Annotated in this window: 19 protein-coding genes; 15 read left to right on the top strand and 4 right to left on the bottom strand. The window is 40.3% G+C overall.

What is annotated here, in order from left to right:
* Positions 1-3: 3 nt before the first annotated feature.
* The gene (locus tag AC6UDB_RS04270) at positions 4-249 is read right to left on the bottom strand and encodes a hypothetical protein (RefSeq protein ID WP_500694037.1); all 246 of its coding nucleotides are present in this window, start codon (positions 247-249) and stop codon (positions 4-6) included.
* Between the two features lie 204 nt (positions 250-453).
* On the opposite strand from AC6UDB_RS04270, the gene AC6UDB_RS04265 reads away from it, so the two are divergent.
* The gene (locus tag AC6UDB_RS04265) at positions 454-1,083 is read left to right on the top strand and encodes a YdhK family protein (protein ID WP_500694036.1); all 630 of its coding nucleotides are present in this window, start codon (positions 454-456) and stop codon (positions 1,081-1,083) included.
* Positions 1,084-1,132: 49 nt separating this feature from the next.
* Here the strand turns inward: AC6UDB_RS04265 and AC6UDB_RS04260 are convergent, their stop codons facing one another.
* Both AC6UDB_RS04260 and AC6UDB_RS04255 read right to left on the bottom strand, forming a co-directional pair.
* Positions 1,133-1,360 carry a hypothetical protein gene (locus AC6UDB_RS04260; protein ID WP_500694035.1) on the bottom strand — a complete coding sequence of 76 codons (228 nt, stop codon included), beginning with the start codon at positions 1,358-1,360 and terminating at the stop codon, positions 1,133-1,135.
* Positions 1,361-1,485: 125 nt separating this feature from the next.
* On the bottom strand, positions 1,486-1,743 hold the full coding sequence (locus AC6UDB_RS04255) for a hypothetical protein (RefSeq protein WP_500694034.1): 258 nt from the start codon (positions 1,741-1,743) through the stop codon (positions 1,486-1,488).
* A 254-nt stretch (positions 1,744-1,997) separates the two neighbouring features.
* On the opposite strand from AC6UDB_RS04255, the gene AC6UDB_RS04250 reads away from it, so the two are divergent.
* The 3 genes from AC6UDB_RS04250 to AC6UDB_RS04240 all read left to right on the top strand — a co-directional run bounded on the left by AC6UDB_RS04250 (position 1,998) and on the right by AC6UDB_RS04240 (position 5,582).
* Positions 1,998-2,834, top strand: coding sequence for a DUF6574 domain-containing protein (locus tag AC6UDB_RS04250; RefSeq protein ID WP_500709229.1), 837 nt, complete (start codon positions 1,998-2,000; stop codon positions 2,832-2,834).
* An 11-nt stretch (positions 2,835-2,845) separates the two neighbouring features.
* Positions 2,846-4,285, top strand: coding sequence for a zinc ribbon domain-containing protein (locus AC6UDB_RS04245; protein ID WP_500709228.1), 1,440 nt, complete (start codon positions 2,846-2,848; stop codon positions 4,283-4,285).
* Between the two features lie 97 nt (positions 4,286-4,382).
* Positions 4,383-5,582 (top strand): zinc ribbon domain-containing protein, encoded by a 1,200-nt coding sequence (locus tag AC6UDB_RS04240; RefSeq protein ID WP_500709227.1) that lies wholly within the window; start codon positions 4,383-4,385, stop codon positions 5,580-5,582.
* Between the two features lie 25 nt (positions 5,583-5,607).
* Here AC6UDB_RS04240 and AC6UDB_RS04235 read toward each other — a convergent pair whose 3' ends face one another.
* Positions 5,608-6,231: an SGNH/GDSL hydrolase family protein gene (locus tag AC6UDB_RS04235; RefSeq protein ID WP_500695793.1), complete on the bottom strand. Its 624-nt coding sequence runs from the start codon at positions 6,229-6,231 to the stop codon at positions 5,608-5,610.
* Between the two features lie 124 nt (positions 6,232-6,355).
* Between AC6UDB_RS04235 and AC6UDB_RS04230 the strand changes: the two genes are divergently transcribed.
* From AC6UDB_RS04230 to AC6UDB_RS04180, 11 genes are all read left to right on the top strand, one after another.
* Positions 6,356-7,189: an alkaline phosphatase family protein gene (locus AC6UDB_RS04230; RefSeq protein ID WP_500694029.1), complete on the top strand. Its 834-nt coding sequence runs from the start codon at positions 6,356-6,358 to the stop codon at positions 7,187-7,189.
* 99 nt (positions 7,190-7,288) lie between these two features.
* Positions 7,289-8,206, top strand: coding sequence for a ribonucleoside hydrolase RihC (gene rihC, locus AC6UDB_RS04225; RefSeq protein ID WP_500709226.1), 918 nt, complete (start codon positions 7,289-7,291; stop codon positions 8,204-8,206).
* Between the two features lie 146 nt (positions 8,207-8,352).
* Positions 8,353-9,075 carry a 16S rRNA (guanine(527)-N(7))-methyltransferase RsmG gene (rsmG, locus tag AC6UDB_RS04220; protein WP_500709225.1) on the top strand — a complete coding sequence of 241 codons (723 nt, stop codon included), beginning with the start codon at positions 8,353-8,355 and terminating at the stop codon, positions 9,073-9,075.
* A 15-nt stretch (positions 9,076-9,090) separates the two neighbouring features.
* Positions 9,091-9,864, top strand: coding sequence for a ParA family protein (locus AC6UDB_RS04215; RefSeq protein ID WP_500694026.1), 774 nt, complete (start codon positions 9,091-9,093; stop codon positions 9,862-9,864).
* Positions 9,848-10,732 (top strand): ParB/RepB/Spo0J family partition protein, encoded by an 885-nt coding sequence (locus tag AC6UDB_RS04210; protein ID WP_500709224.1) that lies wholly within the window; start codon positions 9,848-9,850, stop codon positions 10,730-10,732. The genes AC6UDB_RS04215 and AC6UDB_RS04210 overlap by 17 nt, the downstream gene beginning before the upstream one ends.
* Positions 10,733-10,745: 13 nt before the next feature.
* Entirely contained in the window at positions 10,746-10,937 is a 192-nt protein-coding gene (locus tag AC6UDB_RS04205) for a DUF951 domain-containing protein (protein ID WP_500694024.1), read from the top strand.
* A 14-nt stretch (positions 10,938-10,951) separates the two neighbouring features.
* Positions 10,952-12,049: a redox-regulated ATPase YchF gene (gene ychF / locus AC6UDB_RS04200; RefSeq protein WP_500695788.1), complete on the top strand. Its 1,098-nt coding sequence runs from the start codon at positions 10,952-10,954 to the stop codon at positions 12,047-12,049.
* A gap of 9 nt (positions 12,050-12,058) precedes the next feature.
* Positions 12,059-12,799: a DUF1129 family protein gene (locus AC6UDB_RS04195; protein WP_500695787.1), complete on the top strand. Its 741-nt coding sequence runs from the start codon at positions 12,059-12,061 to the stop codon at positions 12,797-12,799.
* 138 nt (positions 12,800-12,937) lie between these two features.
* Positions 12,938-13,624: a response regulator transcription factor CroR gene (croR, locus tag AC6UDB_RS04190; RefSeq protein ID WP_500694021.1), complete on the top strand. Its 687-nt coding sequence runs from the start codon at positions 12,938-12,940 to the stop codon at positions 13,622-13,624.
* A 21-nt stretch (positions 13,625-13,645) separates the two neighbouring features.
* Positions 13,646-14,833, top strand: coding sequence for a sensor histidine kinase (locus AC6UDB_RS04185; protein ID WP_500709288.1), 1,188 nt, complete (start codon positions 13,646-13,648; stop codon positions 14,831-14,833).
* Entirely contained in the window at positions 14,814-16,103 is a 1,290-nt protein-coding gene (locus AC6UDB_RS04180; RefSeq protein ID WP_500709223.1) for a D-alanyl-D-alanine carboxypeptidase family protein, read from the top strand. Before AC6UDB_RS04185 ends, AC6UDB_RS04180 begins: the two co-directional genes overlap by 20 nt.
* The last annotated feature ends 36 nt before the right edge of the window (positions 16,104-16,139 follow it).

Raw genomic sequence — 16,139 nt, 5'->3', positions numbered from 1 at the left:
AAATTACATCATTCCGCCTTGCATACCGATCATGGCCGCAATGGCTGCGACGATCATCTTGAACAATCCCATTACGATGAATGCAACGATGATTCCAAAGGCAATTGTGAATGCCATTTGCATTGATGATTTCCAGGCTGCCTTGTCTCTACCACCGAGGAACTTGTAGAACAACCATGCTAGAGCGATTAGAATGATCAAAATCACAACTAATGCAACAATTGAAATGATTAAACTTTCTGTACCCATTAATTTTCACCTCACAAACATAAGATTATATATATTTAGCATGAACTTTTAGGGTTAAATGTGCAAACATATTACTTAATTTTGAAGGAATCTATAAGAATCTTAAAATATACTTACGGTAAGTCATTTTAGTAACTTTTTGGTGTCGACGGTGCTATCTTAGCAGTTGAAACATCATAAAAATATCAAGGGAGCTCTTCAAAGATGAAAATGAAGAAAACATTATTTACGTTAGCTGCCGTAGCTAGTGTGGGATTGGTACTTACTGGTTGTGGAGAAAGCAAGAGTAGTTCTAAGTCCAGTTCGTCATCAAATATGTCGAGTAGCAGTAGCGAAAAAACAATGAGTAAAAAAGACATGAAGGAAACCAAGGGCGATAAGTCAATGGACATGAATATGCAAATGAAGCATAAGATGAACCTACCAACTGACTTAGCTGCCGCTAAAAATCCTAAGTTTAAGGTTGGTTCTGAAGTTAAACTATCAGCTAACCACATGAAAGGAATGAAAGGTGCTAAGGCTAAAGTTACCGGAGCATATGATTCACCACTTTATGTCATCGATTACAAGCCAACCGATGGTAAGGCTGAAGTTAAAAATCATGAGTTTGTTACTAAAGACCAACTTAAGGCTGATAAACAAGGTGCTACCTTGAAAAAGGGCGAAAAAGTCACCGTTGAAGCTGATCACATGCCCGGCATGAAGGGCGCTAAGGGGAAGATTGTTAAAGTTTGTGACGGTCCTGCCTATGCTGTAACCTTCAAACCAACTAATGGTGGCAAAGAATACGTTAACCATCAGTGGGTCAGCCAAACTGAAATGAAAAAATGCTAATTTAAATTAGTTCAAAAATACTAGGACATTGTCCTAGTATTTTTTTATTTTAGATGAAGTTGTAACCGATGGCACCAATTAAACCAATAATCGCGGCAATTAAATACCACGTAGTCTTCTTGTTTTTGCCGAACATGCCCCATAAGAGTTCATCAATAAAAACGATTAAGACCGTGATTAGTAAAATATTGAAGTGGGCGAACATGATGGCAATGACCAGGGCAATGCCACAGATGAGATCGTTAATGTTTCGTAGAACGTTGCGTTTGTTTTTCATTTTTTCTCCATTAATAGTAGTTTGAAGTTTAATCAGTGATACTAATCATATTACTTCAAATGAGTTTTAGATAACATCACCTGAAACCAAAAAAATTCCTTAGCCCATCCAAGCTAAGGAATTTCTTATAGGTACTGTGATTTTTTGAGTGCTTCTTGAAGAGCTTTAGGACAAACGTTAATGGTTTCGGTGACCTTTAAGTGGTTGTTACTAGCGGCCTCCACGATTTTGGCAATGTCATTAACAGCCATTTTACCTTCTAGGGCATAAGCAATGTGGACGGCAAATTCGTAAAAGTTATGGGAATCCTGCATCTCCATTTGCACGGTATTGTATAATTTTTGGTCATTTATAAAAACATCGTTTCCAGTACAATGAATCATAAGCACGCCTCCTTTATTATCTTATAATAATTATAATTAAATAAGTTAAATAATCAAATGGTGGGATTGTAGTTTATCAAGATTCACAAACACTGAGGGAACTTGATAAACGAGAATGCCTGAATGACCAATATCCGATGCCTTAATTAATTGATTTTTTTATTTATGTGCCTTAGCCCTTTGATTGAGCTAATCAGTATGTGATAATGTAAACGTAAGAAAATCTTAATATTTATTTAATTGGAGGAACTAATATGAATGAATGTCCTAATTGTCATTTTAATAACAAGCCAGGCGCAAAGTTTTGTGTCAAGTGTGGAACTAAGTTGACTGGCAACAGTCAAACAAGCAGTAATAAGGTACATAATGAAACAAAAAAGCAGCAACAGCCCCGTAATTCACAGGCTGACGTTTCTAACGGGTTAACCAGCGTGTTTAATTATTTCATTGAATCGATTAAACATCCAGTCAAATATGAGGCTGCTAGTGAGAAGTATCTGGGATATATCTCACTTGGAATCTTCGCCGTTTTGACCTGGTTAGTTTCGTTTATTTTAGCAATGAGAATGAAGAGCGGACTGGCCTCTGAATCAGTTCCATACTCACTTATTCATAAGATGGATGGCGTCATTAACACGAGCGTTATGGGACTAGGACTGATTATTGCCGTAATCGGTCTGTTAGCTTGGATTTTAGGCTATGTCGGTGTTCACTTCATTATGAACAACAATATGAGCCTCAGTGATTATACGAATGAGTACGGTAAATTTTTAAACGTTGGAATTATTTTACTGTTAGTGGGCCTGCTCCTATCCGCAGTGATGCCCGCTGGGATTTTATTTTTAATTGGTCTCTACGTGGTCGACTTGGCCATCACCATTTCGGGTTGGGCGTTAATTTATGAAATGCTCTTTTCTAAGAATTTTGGGTCGATTGATAGTTTCTATGTTTTATTGATTGTAACGGTTATCGTGGCAATCATTTCCGCTGTCCTAGTAGCTATTTTGGGTAATAGCCTGGGCTCTCAACTTCAAACGCTGACTCAAGAGATCATTAACAACTTTGCTGCTAACTTTGGGCAGGGATACTAGGAGGAGTCAAAATGAGTGAAGAAGCGTCTTTTTGTCCCAATTGTGGACACCGAATTAATGCAAATGATGAGTTCTGCCCCAATTGTGGGTATAAACTAACTCCTAATGGATCACCAAAAGGTCAAGCAGGACCAAGTCGCAAGACATCAGGGAGTCGACCCCTGCGTCAGACAAGTAACGTTAATCGTCCGCGAAAGCAAAAGAAGATGAAACCACTTACTAAAGTGATTTGGGTAATTGTGGTGGTCTTGGTAGTGGTACTTATCGGTGGTTACTTCTTTGGAAAGAATTACTATTCAAAAGCTAATCAAGTCGACCGAGTCATCTCAGCAATTAAGAATGATCAGGAAAAGAATTTAGCCAATGTGTCGGAAACAAACGACCCGAACTTTAAGATTAGTGGGAAAGCGATGAAGCCAACCATTAATTATTATGCTAGTAATAAGGACCAGTTATCAAAGCTTAGGAGTCAGTTCATGCGCGATAACGATAATCCGGTGACCGACAACCTGCAATTTAAGCAGGAGGGTAACACCTGGTTAGTTTTCCCTAAGTATAAACTGATGGTCAAACCCGTTTATTCTAGTATTTCCACTAACCTGAATGGCGTCTCGTTGAGTGTGAACGGCAAGCAAATTACCAGCAACATGGGCAGTCAAAAGGCTAAGAAGATTGGGCCACTTGCACCAGGCCTTTATAACATTACCACTGCCGGAAAAGTCAATGGCCGTGAATTGCACAATAATGGTCAATTCGACTGGATTGATGGTGCCAGTTCAGCGTCCTTACCACTTCGAATTATCACCTTTACAGTGAAGGGGCAACCAGGATCAGACGTGTTGATTCAAAACAAGAAGGTTGGAACGATTGGTGACAATGGGAGCTTTAAGCTTTCTGACTACCCATTTAGTACGAACATGAACGTTCAAGTTCAGATGAAGGGCAAGTCCGGTAAATTAATTCAGAGTAAACCCTATAATTTAAAAGACAGTGATAATAACAACACGATTGAACCGAAGTTTGATGGGATTGCCACGAAAGATCAGGCTGATCAGGTCTTGAATCCGCTCTGGACTCAGGTGAGTGGTGCCGGTAACGACGTTGATATTTCCCATTTCTTTGACGGTGGAAATGGTAGTCCTGCTTGTCAGGATATGCTTAAGATGGTCAAAAGTTATAATGACAACGATAAAATTGAGTCATTTGAAACTAGTGAAAGGACCGAATCGGTCGCACCTTATGATAGTGGGGAGACGCAAGTCACCTATCAGGTTGATTATACTTTCGATAACAATGACGATGATGGCAATAGTTCGGTTCGTCACCAGACGTTTGAATACAATGCCATCTTGGTCAAAAATCCTGGCAGTGATGATTCTGATGATCTTCCGTTTATCATCAAGAGTAACCAGTCAGTTAAGAAAGTATCGGATAGTACCGATAACGATTAATAGTAATTTAGAAAAGAAACGAGCATTCTGTGCTACGTTTCTTTTTGTTTGGTGTATGTTATGATTTCCTCAATATTATAAAAGGATGGAAATTAGATTGGCAGAAAAACGTAAATCACATAAATTCCTGGCCTTTTTACTCGTGTTGGAAATTATCATCGTGATTGTGATCGGAGTTTCCGGGACAAAGTATTACTCAAAAAAAGCCAGTGGTGACCGCTTGGTGAATGCTCTGCGTAATCACGAACAAAAGCAGGTGATTGCTGGAATCAAAATTGACGGGCAAACGGGTACTCCAAGTGAAGATGCCCTTCAACCCCTTGTTAACGATTTCGATCAAAATTCCGAAGCAGTTAATCGGCTCAAGATGCAGATTAACGGTAAGAAAGTGGCTGAAAACAACTTGGTTTATAAACAAACGGGGAAGAATTTCCTGGTATTTCCACGTTATCAACTGGTAGTTAAACCAATTGATCCTAAAATTAAGACCAATCTTTCAGAAGCCAACGTGACAATTGATGGAAACAAGGCAGGTAAAACGGATGGTAATGGAGAACTGAACGTGAAGTCACTCATCCCGGGAGTTCATCAGATTGAGGCGACTGCCACGGCTGGTGGTAAACAGCTTAAGACTTCCGGTCAGTTTAGTCTGATGAAGTCATCTGATACGGCGCACCTGACGTTTAACGTGGTTTCGTTTGGGCTTCAAAGTGTCCCAAACGCCATCGTCTACGTTGACAATCATCCGGTTGCTCAAATTGGTGAAAACGGCAAGGCGAAGGTCAATAATTTACCCATTGGTGATGATTCATCAATCTGGGCCACTCTGAGTGTTGACGGCAAACCAATGAAAAGTGATGTTCAGTACCTCGGGATGAAGAATAATCACTCTGAGATCAAACTCCCGTTTAAAAAGCTCGTTGATAAAAAGGCAGCAACTGGTCTGCTTAAAGCCGTGTGGGAGCCACTGAACCATGACGTTTTTGACGAAAAGTCAGCTGATCAAGTTCACTACGACCAAAACTTTGTTGGAGGAAAAAGTAACCCAGCCTATAATCAGATGATTACGATTGCGAAAAAGGATCATGAACCAGATGTTAAAGATCTTCAAATTAAGGTAAACGTTAAAAAGGTTACAAGTACTGGTGAGGGGAAAGCCACCGTTGACTTTGCGGTTCAAACTGATTCAACTAACGATCAGGGCCAAAAAGCGTCAAAAACGACCAATTATCGGGCTGATGTTAAGCAAGATGTTAATAATCAACTCAAACTTAAGGGTCTGGATGAGGTTAAATAAAAAAGGAAACCAATTATGGCTCCTTTTAGTTGACGTTTGCTTTAATAAATTTGGCAATGATTTCGGCCATCATTTTGTAAGTAGTCGAATTAGGGTGAAGACGATGGTCATGTAGTCTTGTTCTATAATTATCGTCGTCGACAATGGTCGGTGCCACCTTACGCCAGTTCAGATACGGAATGTTATTTTGGCGGTAGACGGTGGTTAAGCCGCAAAGGAGCTGCCCAAACGTGTAGTGGGCAAGTCCCTCAATGTTGTAGTTATCGGTGCCACCATCGAAGCGGTTCAATGGAAGGATTCCCAGAATTTGAATGGACGGATTTTCGATCTTGATTTGCTGGATGTTTTCATTTAACATCCTTTTAACGACTTCTAAAGTATCGTAGCGGTGGGCAAAATCGTTGGTACCATAAAAGATCGTGGCGATGTCGTAGTCACCAAAATTGTTGTGGTTAACCTGATAGGTTAAGTCCAGCTCACAATTTCCGGTAATGGTCCCGGCATTTTGGCCCGCGTTTTTGATGAAGTTAAATGGTAAAATTTGACCTAAATAATAGGGCCAATTGTGCACTAAATCTTTTTCTCCGTCAAAACCACGAGTTAACGAGTCACCTAATAATATGATGTTGTCTTCATTAATTGATTTCATTTTTTAAACCTCGGTTGTGAATTGTGATACTATCATTTTACTGCTAAGTCAATTGACATGGGCATTTTATTATTGCATTATAGAATATAATTAAATTTTATTAAGTCGCATGGGAGATGAAAACGTGAGTTATAAAAGGGTAATTGTTGTGGATTTAGCATCACTCGGATTACGCTCGGACAATGAAGCAGAACAACTTAACGCTTCAAGCGATAACATCCTTTCACACGTTTTGAATCAATCCTCAAAGTCAGATTTACCATCGCTTCGGCGTTTGGGCCTTTTTAACATCTTTTTTGATGGGGAGCGTTCTTCATCAGATGAAGTCAATCCCGAGGGCGCTTACGGATTAGTTCGAACTAATTCCGTTGTTAATCGACCCGCATCCGGACTGCGAGAAATGTTTGATTGTGCCGTTAATTCACGTGTGTCAAGCGTCTTTGAAGAGGTTTATAAAGCGGAAAAGAGTTCCGTGATCATTTCCCGGTTTGTGGAATATCTTCAGGTTCAGGACTTTTCCAGACGGATTCAGGTACCCGATAATACCTCTGCTTTTGTTGAATTAAATCATCAGCTGGAAAAGGTTCGGAGCGGTTTTATTTACGTTCAAGTTCCAGATCTTCAGACCTCCGCTATGGAGGGTGATTTGGATCAATTCTCATCGGAACTGAAGAAAGTTGATGTCATGTTATCAGAGTTGATGGATTCTTTAGAGGATGATGACTTGTTGATTGTTACCTCAAGTCGAGTTGGTGATTCACAAACCCAGGATGGATTATCGACTTACAAGATTTTACCAGTAATGTTGTATGATAACCAATCAACTGATCGCCACATTGAAGATGTTAATAAAGTAAGTGTGATTGGCGGAACGGTTCTAGATGGATTAGGAATCCTTGATCGAGTAAAACGACCATCAATAAGTTTACTTCCATACTTAAAAAAAGAGACAGCTTAGGCCGTCTCTTTTTTGATTGCTTTTAAGCTGAAGCAGCTAATTCAATTATGCGTGTGGTAAACTTGACTAATAACGACGGATTTAAAACGGAGGGATATTATGCAAAAAATTATTATGGACATGGACCCAGGAATTGATGATGCAGCAGCTTTGTCAGTGGCACTCAATGAGCCAAAACTGGATGTGGACTTGGTGACCACCGTCGCTGGAAACGTAACGGTTGATAAAACGACGATTAATGCCCTTAAAATTATTAATTTTTTTCATGATGGTGAGCGGGTCAAAGTCGCTAGTGGGGCCGTAAATCCCTTAATAAAGCCGTTTGAAGATGCAGCTCGGATTCATGGTGAATCTGGGATGCGCGGTTATGATTTTACGGGTAAACTGCCAAAACCATTGAAAATGACCGCGGTGAAAGCCCTTCATGATCACATTATGAACAGTGAAGAACCAGTTACGTTGGTCGCAACGGGATCTTATACCAACGTTGCCCTCCTACTGTCTGAATATCCAGAAGTAAAAGCCAAGTTAGTGCGGATTGTTGCCATGGGCGGAGCACTTGGATGTGGTAACATGACCAGTGCCGCTGAATTTAATGTCTTTACTGACCCTGATGCGGCCAAAATAATGTATCAAAGTGGTGTTTCAATTGTGATGATTGGACTTGATGTGACCAAGAAGGCTCTTCTTACTAACGAAACTTTAGCTGAAATTAAGGAAATGAATCGAGCGGGAGAGATGCTCTCTGCCATTATCACTAGTGATGGGGATCAAAGTAATGCAGGCGTGGCCATGCACGATGTTAATACGATTTTCTACCTGTTACACCCAGAATTACTTACTACTGAAGAGATGTGGATTGATATTCAAACTAGTGGACCCGCCAATGGCGCCACCGTTGGTGATATTCGTGGTGCTTATCATCATGGTCAAACCAATGCTAAGGTTGCCGTTGACATTGACGCCCAAGCGTTTAATGACTGGTTTAAGTCTGAAGTTCAAAAGATGCCAGATTAAACGGAACGGGGTAAATTTCTCGGTGACTTTTTTCCTTTTTTTGGTAACGAAATCTTTAAATTTTCGTTATAATGAATAAAGGGTCTAATTTAAATTGGTTTAACTTTAATTAGTTTCCAATTGTTTGTTTTACATAGGAGAAGTAAATGAATCCAGAACAATTTAAAGCGGCATTGTTAAAACACAATGTCTCACTATCGGACTTTCAAGTAGAACAGTTTAAAAAGTACTACGAACTCTTAGTGTCCTATAATCAAAAGGTGAATTTGACGACCATCGTTGAACGTGACGACGTGTATTTAAAGCACTTTTACGATTCACTTACTCCCGTTTTTTACATACCAGAGCTTAAAAAGCCAAGGTCAATTGTAGACGTTGGTGCGGGGGCAGGGTTTCCGTCAATCCCACTTAAGATTATTAATCCCGATTTAGAGGTCACCATCGTGGACTCACTTAATAAGCGGATTGTTTTTTTGAAACAACTAGTTAGTGAACTGGGATTGACTGACGTGCGCCTTGTTCATGCTCGTGCCGAGGAATTTGGTGGAAAGCGGTCGAAGGATCGCGAACAGTTTGATTTTGCAACGGCACGAGCACTAGCGCGGTTGAGTGTGATGTCTGAATTATGCCTTCCATTAGTTAAGATTGGTGGCAAATTAATTGCCCTAAAGGCTGCTAAAGCCCCAGAAGAGTTAAAGGTAGCTCAGAAGGCAATTACAACTTTAGGTGGTAAAGTCGAAAGTGACTTTGAGTTTAAATTACCGGAAAACGATGAAGTAAGAAATATAATTGTCATTGATAAAATCACCAAGACACCAAAGAAGTATCCAAGAAAAGCTGGAACTCCAAATAAGGATCCGATCAAGTAAGAAGGAGGGAACAACATGGGAACCGTTATATCGCTTGCAAATCAAAAGGGTGGCGTTGGTAAGACCACGACTGCTGTTAATCTGGGGGCTGACCTAGCCACAAAGGGCAAGAAAGTCCTGCTGGTTGATGCCGATGCCCAGGGAAATGCCACTAGTGGCGTTGGTCTTAGTAAGCAAAAAATTAATAAAGATATTTATGATGTTTTAGTTAATGAAGAGCCGATCGAAGACGTTATTCTACATTCAGCTCATCAAAATCTCGATATTGTCCCTGCTACCATTCAATTATCTGGAGCAGAGATTGAGTTGACCCCCATGATGGCGCGTGAGACTCGATTGAAAACGGCACTTGAGAGTGTCTCTGACAAGTACGATTACATTTTAATTGATTGCCCACCTTCTTTAGGATTAATCACGATTAACGCTTTTACTGCCAGTGATTCGATTTTGATCCCGGTTCAGTCTGAGTATTACGCCTTAGAGGGACTGAGCCAATTACTTAATACCATTGGTTTGGTACAGAAACACTTTAATCCCAACCTCAAGATTGAGGGAGTGTTATTGACTATGTTTGATTCCCGTACTAATCTTGGAGCACAAGTCAATGGTGAGGTTAGAAAGTTTTTTAAGGATAAGGTGTACACCACCGTCATCCCCAGAAACGTTCGTTTATCGGAAGCTCCCAGTCATGGACTGCCGATCATTGACTATGATGCCAAATCAAAAGGCGCCAAAGTATACATGGAATTGACAAAGGAAGTGTTAGCTGCCCATGACCAACAAAAATAGTAAGGGATTAGGACGTGGAATTGAAGCATTGTTTAAGGACAATGACGTTAATAGTAATGACGAAGCAGTTGTTGATCTTGACCTAACCGAAATTTCGCCTAATCCTTATCAACCAAGAAAGAAATTTGATCAGAAGGCTCTTGACGATTTAACCCAGTCCATTAAAGAATCAGGAGTTTTTCAGCCAATTATTGTGCGCCACGATGTCGATAATCATAATTACCAGATTATTGCTGGTGAACGTCGATTTCGGGCATCTAAAGCTGCTGGGAAAACTAAAATTCCAGCAATCATTCGTGATGCCACCGAAGAGCAGATGATGGAAATCGCTGTAATGGAAAACTTACAGCGTGAGGACCTTAATCCGCTAGAAGAAGCTCAAGCGTACGATACTTTAATGACGAAACTGAATTTAACGCAAGCACAAGTTTCAGAGCGTTTAGGTAAGAGCCGCCCTTACATTGCCAATTATCTTCGTTTGTTGGGGTTGCCACAATCCGTTAAGGATATGCTGCAAAAAAAGCAACTTTCAATGGGGCAGGCCCGGGCCCTTTTATCAGTCAAAGAAAAATCACAACTTTTGAATTTAGCTGCTAAGGCTAAGGATGAAACCCTCACGGTTAGACAGTTAGAAAAGTTAATTGCCAAGGCTAATAAGGCTCACTCAACCAAGAGTAAACGACCAGTGAAAAAGTCCAAGTCTCCCTACATTAAAGAGAGCGAGGGCCAGCTTCAAGATAAATTTGGAACTAAAGTTTTGATTAATGAGACCAATTCTAAGCTTGGTAAGGGACAAATCCAGATTGATTATATGTCAAATGAAGATTTGAACCGAATTTTAGACCTATTGGATATTCATCTCGACTAGGGAGGATATTTTTATGTATGGAATGCATGATATCGTTGAAATGAAGAAACAGCATCCCTGTGGCACCAATCGATGGGAAATCATTCGAATGGGAGCTGACATTAAGGTTCAGTGCATGGGATGTGGTCACATTGTGATGATCAGTCGACGACAATTTGAGAAACGTTTGAAGAAAATACTAGAAAAACACGAAGAAATTAATTAAAAGAGGTAAGCAGGATGTCTTTAACAGCGGGAATCGTTGGGTTGCCGAACGTTGGTAAGTCAACACTTTTTAATGCCATTACAAAAGCTGGTGCTGAAATGGCTAACTATCCTTTCGCAACGATTGATCCAAACGTAGGAATGGTAGAAGTGCCAGATAAACGGCTGGACCGGATTCAGGAGTTAATCCCGGCTAAAAAGGTGGTACCAACTACTTTTGAATTTACCGATATTGCGGGGATTGTAAAGGGTGCTAGTAAAGGTGAAGGGCTTGGAAACAAGTTTCTTGAAAACATTCGTCAAGTGGACGCCATTGTCCACGTTGTTCGGGCTTTTGATGATGACAATATTACTTCAGTTACGGGAACCGTTGACCCCATTGGCGATATTGAAACGATCAACGTCGAACTTGGAATTGCTGATTTAGATGCCGTTGATAAACGAATTGGAAAAGTTCAAAGAGCAGCAAAGGGTTCAGATGAAGCCAAGGAAGAACTAGATGTTTTAAACAAGATTAAACCAGTACTTGAAGATGGCGGAGCTGTCCGCGATATTGATTTTGATGAAGATGAGCAGAAGATCGTTAAGGGATTGTTTCTTTTGACTTCTAAACCCGTCTTGTATGTCGCTAACATCAGCGAAGAATCGATGGCGGATCCAGAAAGTGACAAGTACTTTAAAATGGTTAAAGACTATGCTCAAAAACACGGTGCGCAGGCAATTGGAATTGCTGCCGAAACCGAGCAGGAAATCGCTGAACTAGGTGATGATGATAAAGCTGACTTTCTTGAGGCTGAGGGGGTTAGTGAGCCTGGTCTAAATAAGTTGATTCGTGCTTCATACAAATTGCTTGGACTGGAAACCTTCTTTACTGCAGGTGGCAAAGAGACCAAAGCCTGGACCTTCAAGAAGGGCACTAAGGCACCTCAAGCCGCTGGAATTATCCATTCTGATTTTGAACGGGGCTTTATTCGAGCTGAGATTATGTCCTTTGAAGACCTAGATAAATACGGAAGTGAAAATGCCGTTAAAGAGGCCGGGAAATTGCGGGTTGAAGGTAAGGATTACGTCATGCATGATGGAGACATTGCAGAATTTAGGTTCAACGTCTAGGAGGAAATTATGAGCGAGGAAGATAATCGAAAACGAAATGCTAAAGCAAAACAGCATCAACATCACTCAAACACTAAGATTGCTGAACGAGAACAATTTGATCACGTTGGTTTGACCAAGAGAAATGCTGAATACATGTATAAATTTAAGCAGGAACTTTCGGAAACCAAATTGGAACCAGAAAAGCAAGCTGCTCAAATCAGTACGATGGTGAACGAACTAAAAAAGGCCCAAAAGAGTGGGGTGACTGCAAAGAATCTGTATGGAACGGTTGCTCAAAAAGTGCAAGTCACGGTTCATCCACCAAAGAAACCCCAAAAAATGACACCCATCACCTACGTGATTGATGCCACGTACAACTTTTTGTGGTTTTTGGTCCTGTTCTGTTTCTTGTACGCAGCCATGTTCTTCATTAATTCCTCGCAAGCATCAAAGGGTGGTGTAATGGGGATCACTGGCATCTTCGTTTCCTCGATTGTTGCTGGTGCAGGGATGCCACTTATGACTAACTTGTTTGCTCCGGGAGTAAAACATAAATATAATGGCATCATTCGAGCTTTGATGATGGTTCTATTGTTCGCAATTTGGATGCTAGTCTTCTTTGGTGGAACGTATATTCCGAGAGTGATTAACCCGATTACCAGTCCGATTGTTGATGCAGTGATTGGTGTAATTGGAATTGCGGGAATTTTGTACATGCGTCATCGTTTCCCAATTACCAATGGACTATTTACCGGGAACCGAAATTAATTAATGAATCGTGGATCAACTGGTCTACGATTTTTTTGATGTGAAAGTTTAAATGTTTATAATATTAAAACAATTTTGGTTAATCTCTGTTTTCAATCTGATAAACTGAAAGAAAACAGTGAATTCGAGGTAATTAAAATGAAAATTTTAGTTGTTGATGACGATAAAGAAATCGCACAATTATTAGAAATCTACATTAAAAACGAAGGATACGAACCAATCTCAGCCTATAATGGTAGTGATGCCCTCTCACTTTTACGTACTGAACCAGACATCGGCTTGGTAATTTTAGACATCATGATGCCGGAAATGAGTGGGATTGATGTTATTAAAGAAATCCGAAAAGACTCCCAGATTCCGATCATTGTGTTGTCCGCTAAAACGGCTGATATGGATAAAATTCAGGGATTGGTTTCTGGAGCTGATGATTACGTCACCAAGCCATTTAACCCATTGGAAATCATGGCACGGGTTCGTTCCCTGCTTAGAAGAAGTCAAAACGATGTCACTAAGGACAAGCCTGACATTTTAAACGTGGGTCCACTGACTATCAATAAGGATTCACACGAAGTTAAGACGGAAGACGGCAAAGAAATCCAGTTAACCGCTCTGGAGTTTGGTATTTTGTACCTTCTTGCTAGCCATCCTAACCGGGTCTTTTCCGCTGATGAGATTTTTGAGCGCGTTTGGAAACAAGAAAGTATCATTTCAGCTAAAACCGTCATGGTCCACGTCAGTCATTTACGTGACAAGATTGAAGAAGCCACTGGCGGTGAAAAAGTGATTCAAACCGTTTGGGGCGTCGGCTACAAAGTGGAAGCATAAATAATAAGAGGAATCTTGAGTTTGAAATTAACGACGAAAGAAAAAACTGAATTATTTGTTGAAGGAGTAGTTACTTTAATATTATTACTCCTTTTAAACTTGGCGATTACCGTGATTATCACTGAATCAATCGAGAGTAACCCGGGTCTAAGGGACGGAATCTTCATCATTAAGCAGTCGGTGACCTTTGGCCCGATGCATTTTCGACTACTTAGCTGGGAGAATCTCTTCATCATTGCTATGGGCGTAATCGATGTCATTATTATTTACTGGCGGTTGATTCGGCGCTATCATCAAATGCAACTCCGTCACATTATTTCGGAATTGCATTACATTGCGAACGGGCATTTTGACCATCGAATTCCCTTTGAATTAAAGGGAGATACCGAGCGAGTCATTCAAAGTATCAACGCGCTTGTTGATAGTGTCATTGAATCCATGAATGATGAGCGAGAGGTGGAAGCTTCAAAGGACAAATTGGTCACTAGCGTTAGCCATGATTTAAGAACGCCACTAACTTCAATTCTGGGATACCTTGGTCTCATTGAAGACGGTCAGTATCAAAATGAAGACGACATTTTAAAGTATTCACATATTGCTTATTTAAAGGCGCAACAAATGAAACAATTAGTGGATCGGCTTTTTGAGTATGCTAAGGCGGGCGACAAGTCTAAGCCTTCGCAAAAAATTGATAACATTGATGTGAATGCGCTATTAGAGCAGCTTCAGACCTCATTTAAACTTGATGCATCTAAGCACAAGATGACGATTGAAATGAAGCCACTCAAGCACGATATTTCGATCAAAGCCAATGCGGAGTCGTTAGGTCGGGTATTTAATAATCTGATTTCGAATGCTTTTAAGTATGGAAAGGGTGGACGTCACATCTATCTTTCTGCTAAGCCATTTAGTAGTGAAGGAGTTGAAATTATCGTTTCAAACGATGGCGAACAGATCCCTAAGGGGTCACTAGATCACATCTTTGATCGTTTTTACCGGGTTGAGGAGTCACGAAATACCAAAACTGGCGGAACTGGCCTAGGACTTGCCATTGTTCGTGAGATTGTCACCAATCAGGGAGGTTATATTAACGTTTCTTCAACGAAAAAATTAACCGCGTTTAAGATTTACCTTCCGTTAGATGTTAAGCATCCATTACGGAAAGATAAACATGTGATAGGAGAGAAAAATGCAAACCAAGAAAAGTAATCATAGTGGTCATCAATTTCTCGTTTCATTTTTAATCATGACGTTAGCGCTCGTTTTAATGATTCCAGAGACCTTGGCAAAGGCTAACTCGAACGAAATCGATAGTAAAGCTGCCATTGCAGTGGACGCTAAATCAGGACAGATTATTTATCAAAAAAACGCTGCTAGAAACCTACCGGCAGCCTCGATGAGTAAGTTACTCACCGCATACATAGTTCAAAAACGAGTTCATGATCATCAATTGAAATGGGACACTAAGGTGGATATTTCACCTGCAGTTGCCAAATTAAGTACCAAAAAAGGGTTTACCAACGTTAAATTAGAGGCCCATAAGAAATACACGGTAAGGGCGCTCTATTCAACGGCCCTGATTGGTTCAGCTAACGCGAGTGCGATGGCGCTTGGTGATAAAATCTCTGGTAACAGTGAGAATTTTGCCAAAACCATGCGAATAACTGCCAAAGAATTGGGAATTAAAGACGCCAAATTCTATAATGCCTGTGGTCTGACTAACAAACAGGTTGCACCGATGAATTTGCCAAGGGTGACTGGTGATTCTGAAAATGAGATGTCAGCAAAAGACACGGCAATCATCTCTTCCAAAATTATTTCGCAGTATCCTGATGTTTTAAAAACCACTAAGAAAACGCAGTATACCTTTGGTGATACCGACCAAAAACCGAAAGAAGTTGTCAAGACCTCTAACGAAATGTTGAAGGGACAACGATATTACGATCCAGCCTTAAACGTTGATGGTCTAAAAACGGGAACTTCTAAGAAAGCTGGCGAAAACTTTGCGGGGACTTTAGATAATCACCATGGTCACCGCATTATCACGGTAGTTATGGGTGCTAAGCCTAATCAACGGTTTCTCGTTACCAAGAACTTAATGGAACACGTAATCAAGAATTATCGCCCCATGGAGTATGATAACGATCAATTTACCGAGAATCATCTAAGGGTGATTAACGGGAAAAAACGGACGGTTAAAGTCAAGATGAGCAAACCAGTTACCCTGTGGGGCAAGGTTTCTCAACCAAATGAATTTAGCGACCAAATTATACTTGATTCAAAGCATGCTAAAGATAACGCGGTATCAGCTCCTGTGCTTAAAAATCAGGAAGTTGGAACGAATCAGGTTGGATTTAAAAATCAGAAGGTGGAATTTTTAAATCATGATGGTGGAAAAGCACCAATCGTTACCTGCCAAAGCGTTGATAAGGTTGGCTTCTTTTCGAAATTGTTCCGTGAAATTGTGGAATTTTTCTGATAATTACCATTAGAACAAAATTATGGTTTGTTATTT

Source organism: Fructilactobacillus sp. X3R2C1, assembly GCF_059901235.1.
This window is presented reverse-complemented; position numbering and strand designations above follow the sequence as displayed.

Coding starts and splice junctions, on each gene's coding strand:
- AC6UDB_RS04270 (WP_500694037.1), bottom strand. CDS start 249: ATGGGTACAGAAAGTTTAATCATTTCAATTGTTGCATTAGTTGTGATT.
- AC6UDB_RS04265 (WP_500694036.1), top strand. CDS start 454: ATGAAAATGAAGAAAACATTATTTACGTTAGCTGCCGTAGCTAGTGTG.
- AC6UDB_RS04260 (WP_500694035.1), bottom strand. CDS start 1,360: ATGAAAAACAAACGCAACGTTCTACGAAACATTAACGATCTCATCTGT.
- AC6UDB_RS04255 (WP_500694034.1), bottom strand. CDS start 1,743: ATGATTCATTGTACTGGAAACGATGTTTTTATAAATGACCAAAAATTA.
- AC6UDB_RS04250 (WP_500709229.1), top strand. CDS start 1,998: ATGAATGAATGTCCTAATTGTCATTTTAATAACAAGCCAGGCGCAAAG.
- AC6UDB_RS04245 (WP_500709228.1), top strand. CDS start 2,846: ATGAGTGAAGAAGCGTCTTTTTGTCCCAATTGTGGACACCGAATTAAT.
- AC6UDB_RS04235 (WP_500695793.1), bottom strand. CDS start 6,231: ATGAAATCAATTAATGAAGACAACATCATATTATTAGGTGACTCGTTA.
- rihC (WP_500709226.1), top strand. CDS start 7,289: ATGCAAAAAATTATTATGGACATGGACCCAGGAATTGATGATGCAGCA.
- rsmG (WP_500709225.1), top strand. CDS start 8,353: ATGAATCCAGAACAATTTAAAGCGGCATTGTTAAAACACAATGTCTCA.
- AC6UDB_RS04215 (WP_500694026.1), top strand. CDS start 9,091: ATGGGAACCGTTATATCGCTTGCAAATCAAAAGGGTGGCGTTGGTAAG.
- AC6UDB_RS04210 (WP_500709224.1), top strand. CDS start 9,848: ATGACCAACAAAAATAGTAAGGGATTAGGACGTGGAATTGAAGCATTG.
- AC6UDB_RS04205 (WP_500694024.1), top strand. CDS start 10,746: ATGTATGGAATGCATGATATCGTTGAAATGAAGAAACAGCATCCCTGT.
- ychF (WP_500695788.1), top strand. CDS start 10,952: ATGTCTTTAACAGCGGGAATCGTTGGGTTGCCGAACGTTGGTAAGTCA.
- AC6UDB_RS04195 (WP_500695787.1), top strand. CDS start 12,059: ATGAGCGAGGAAGATAATCGAAAACGAAATGCTAAAGCAAAACAGCAT.
- croR (WP_500694021.1), top strand. CDS start 12,938: ATGAAAATTTTAGTTGTTGATGACGATAAAGAAATCGCACAATTATTA.
- AC6UDB_RS04180 (WP_500709223.1), top strand. CDS start 14,814: ATGCAAACCAAGAAAAGTAATCATAGTGGTCATCAATTTCTCGTTTCA.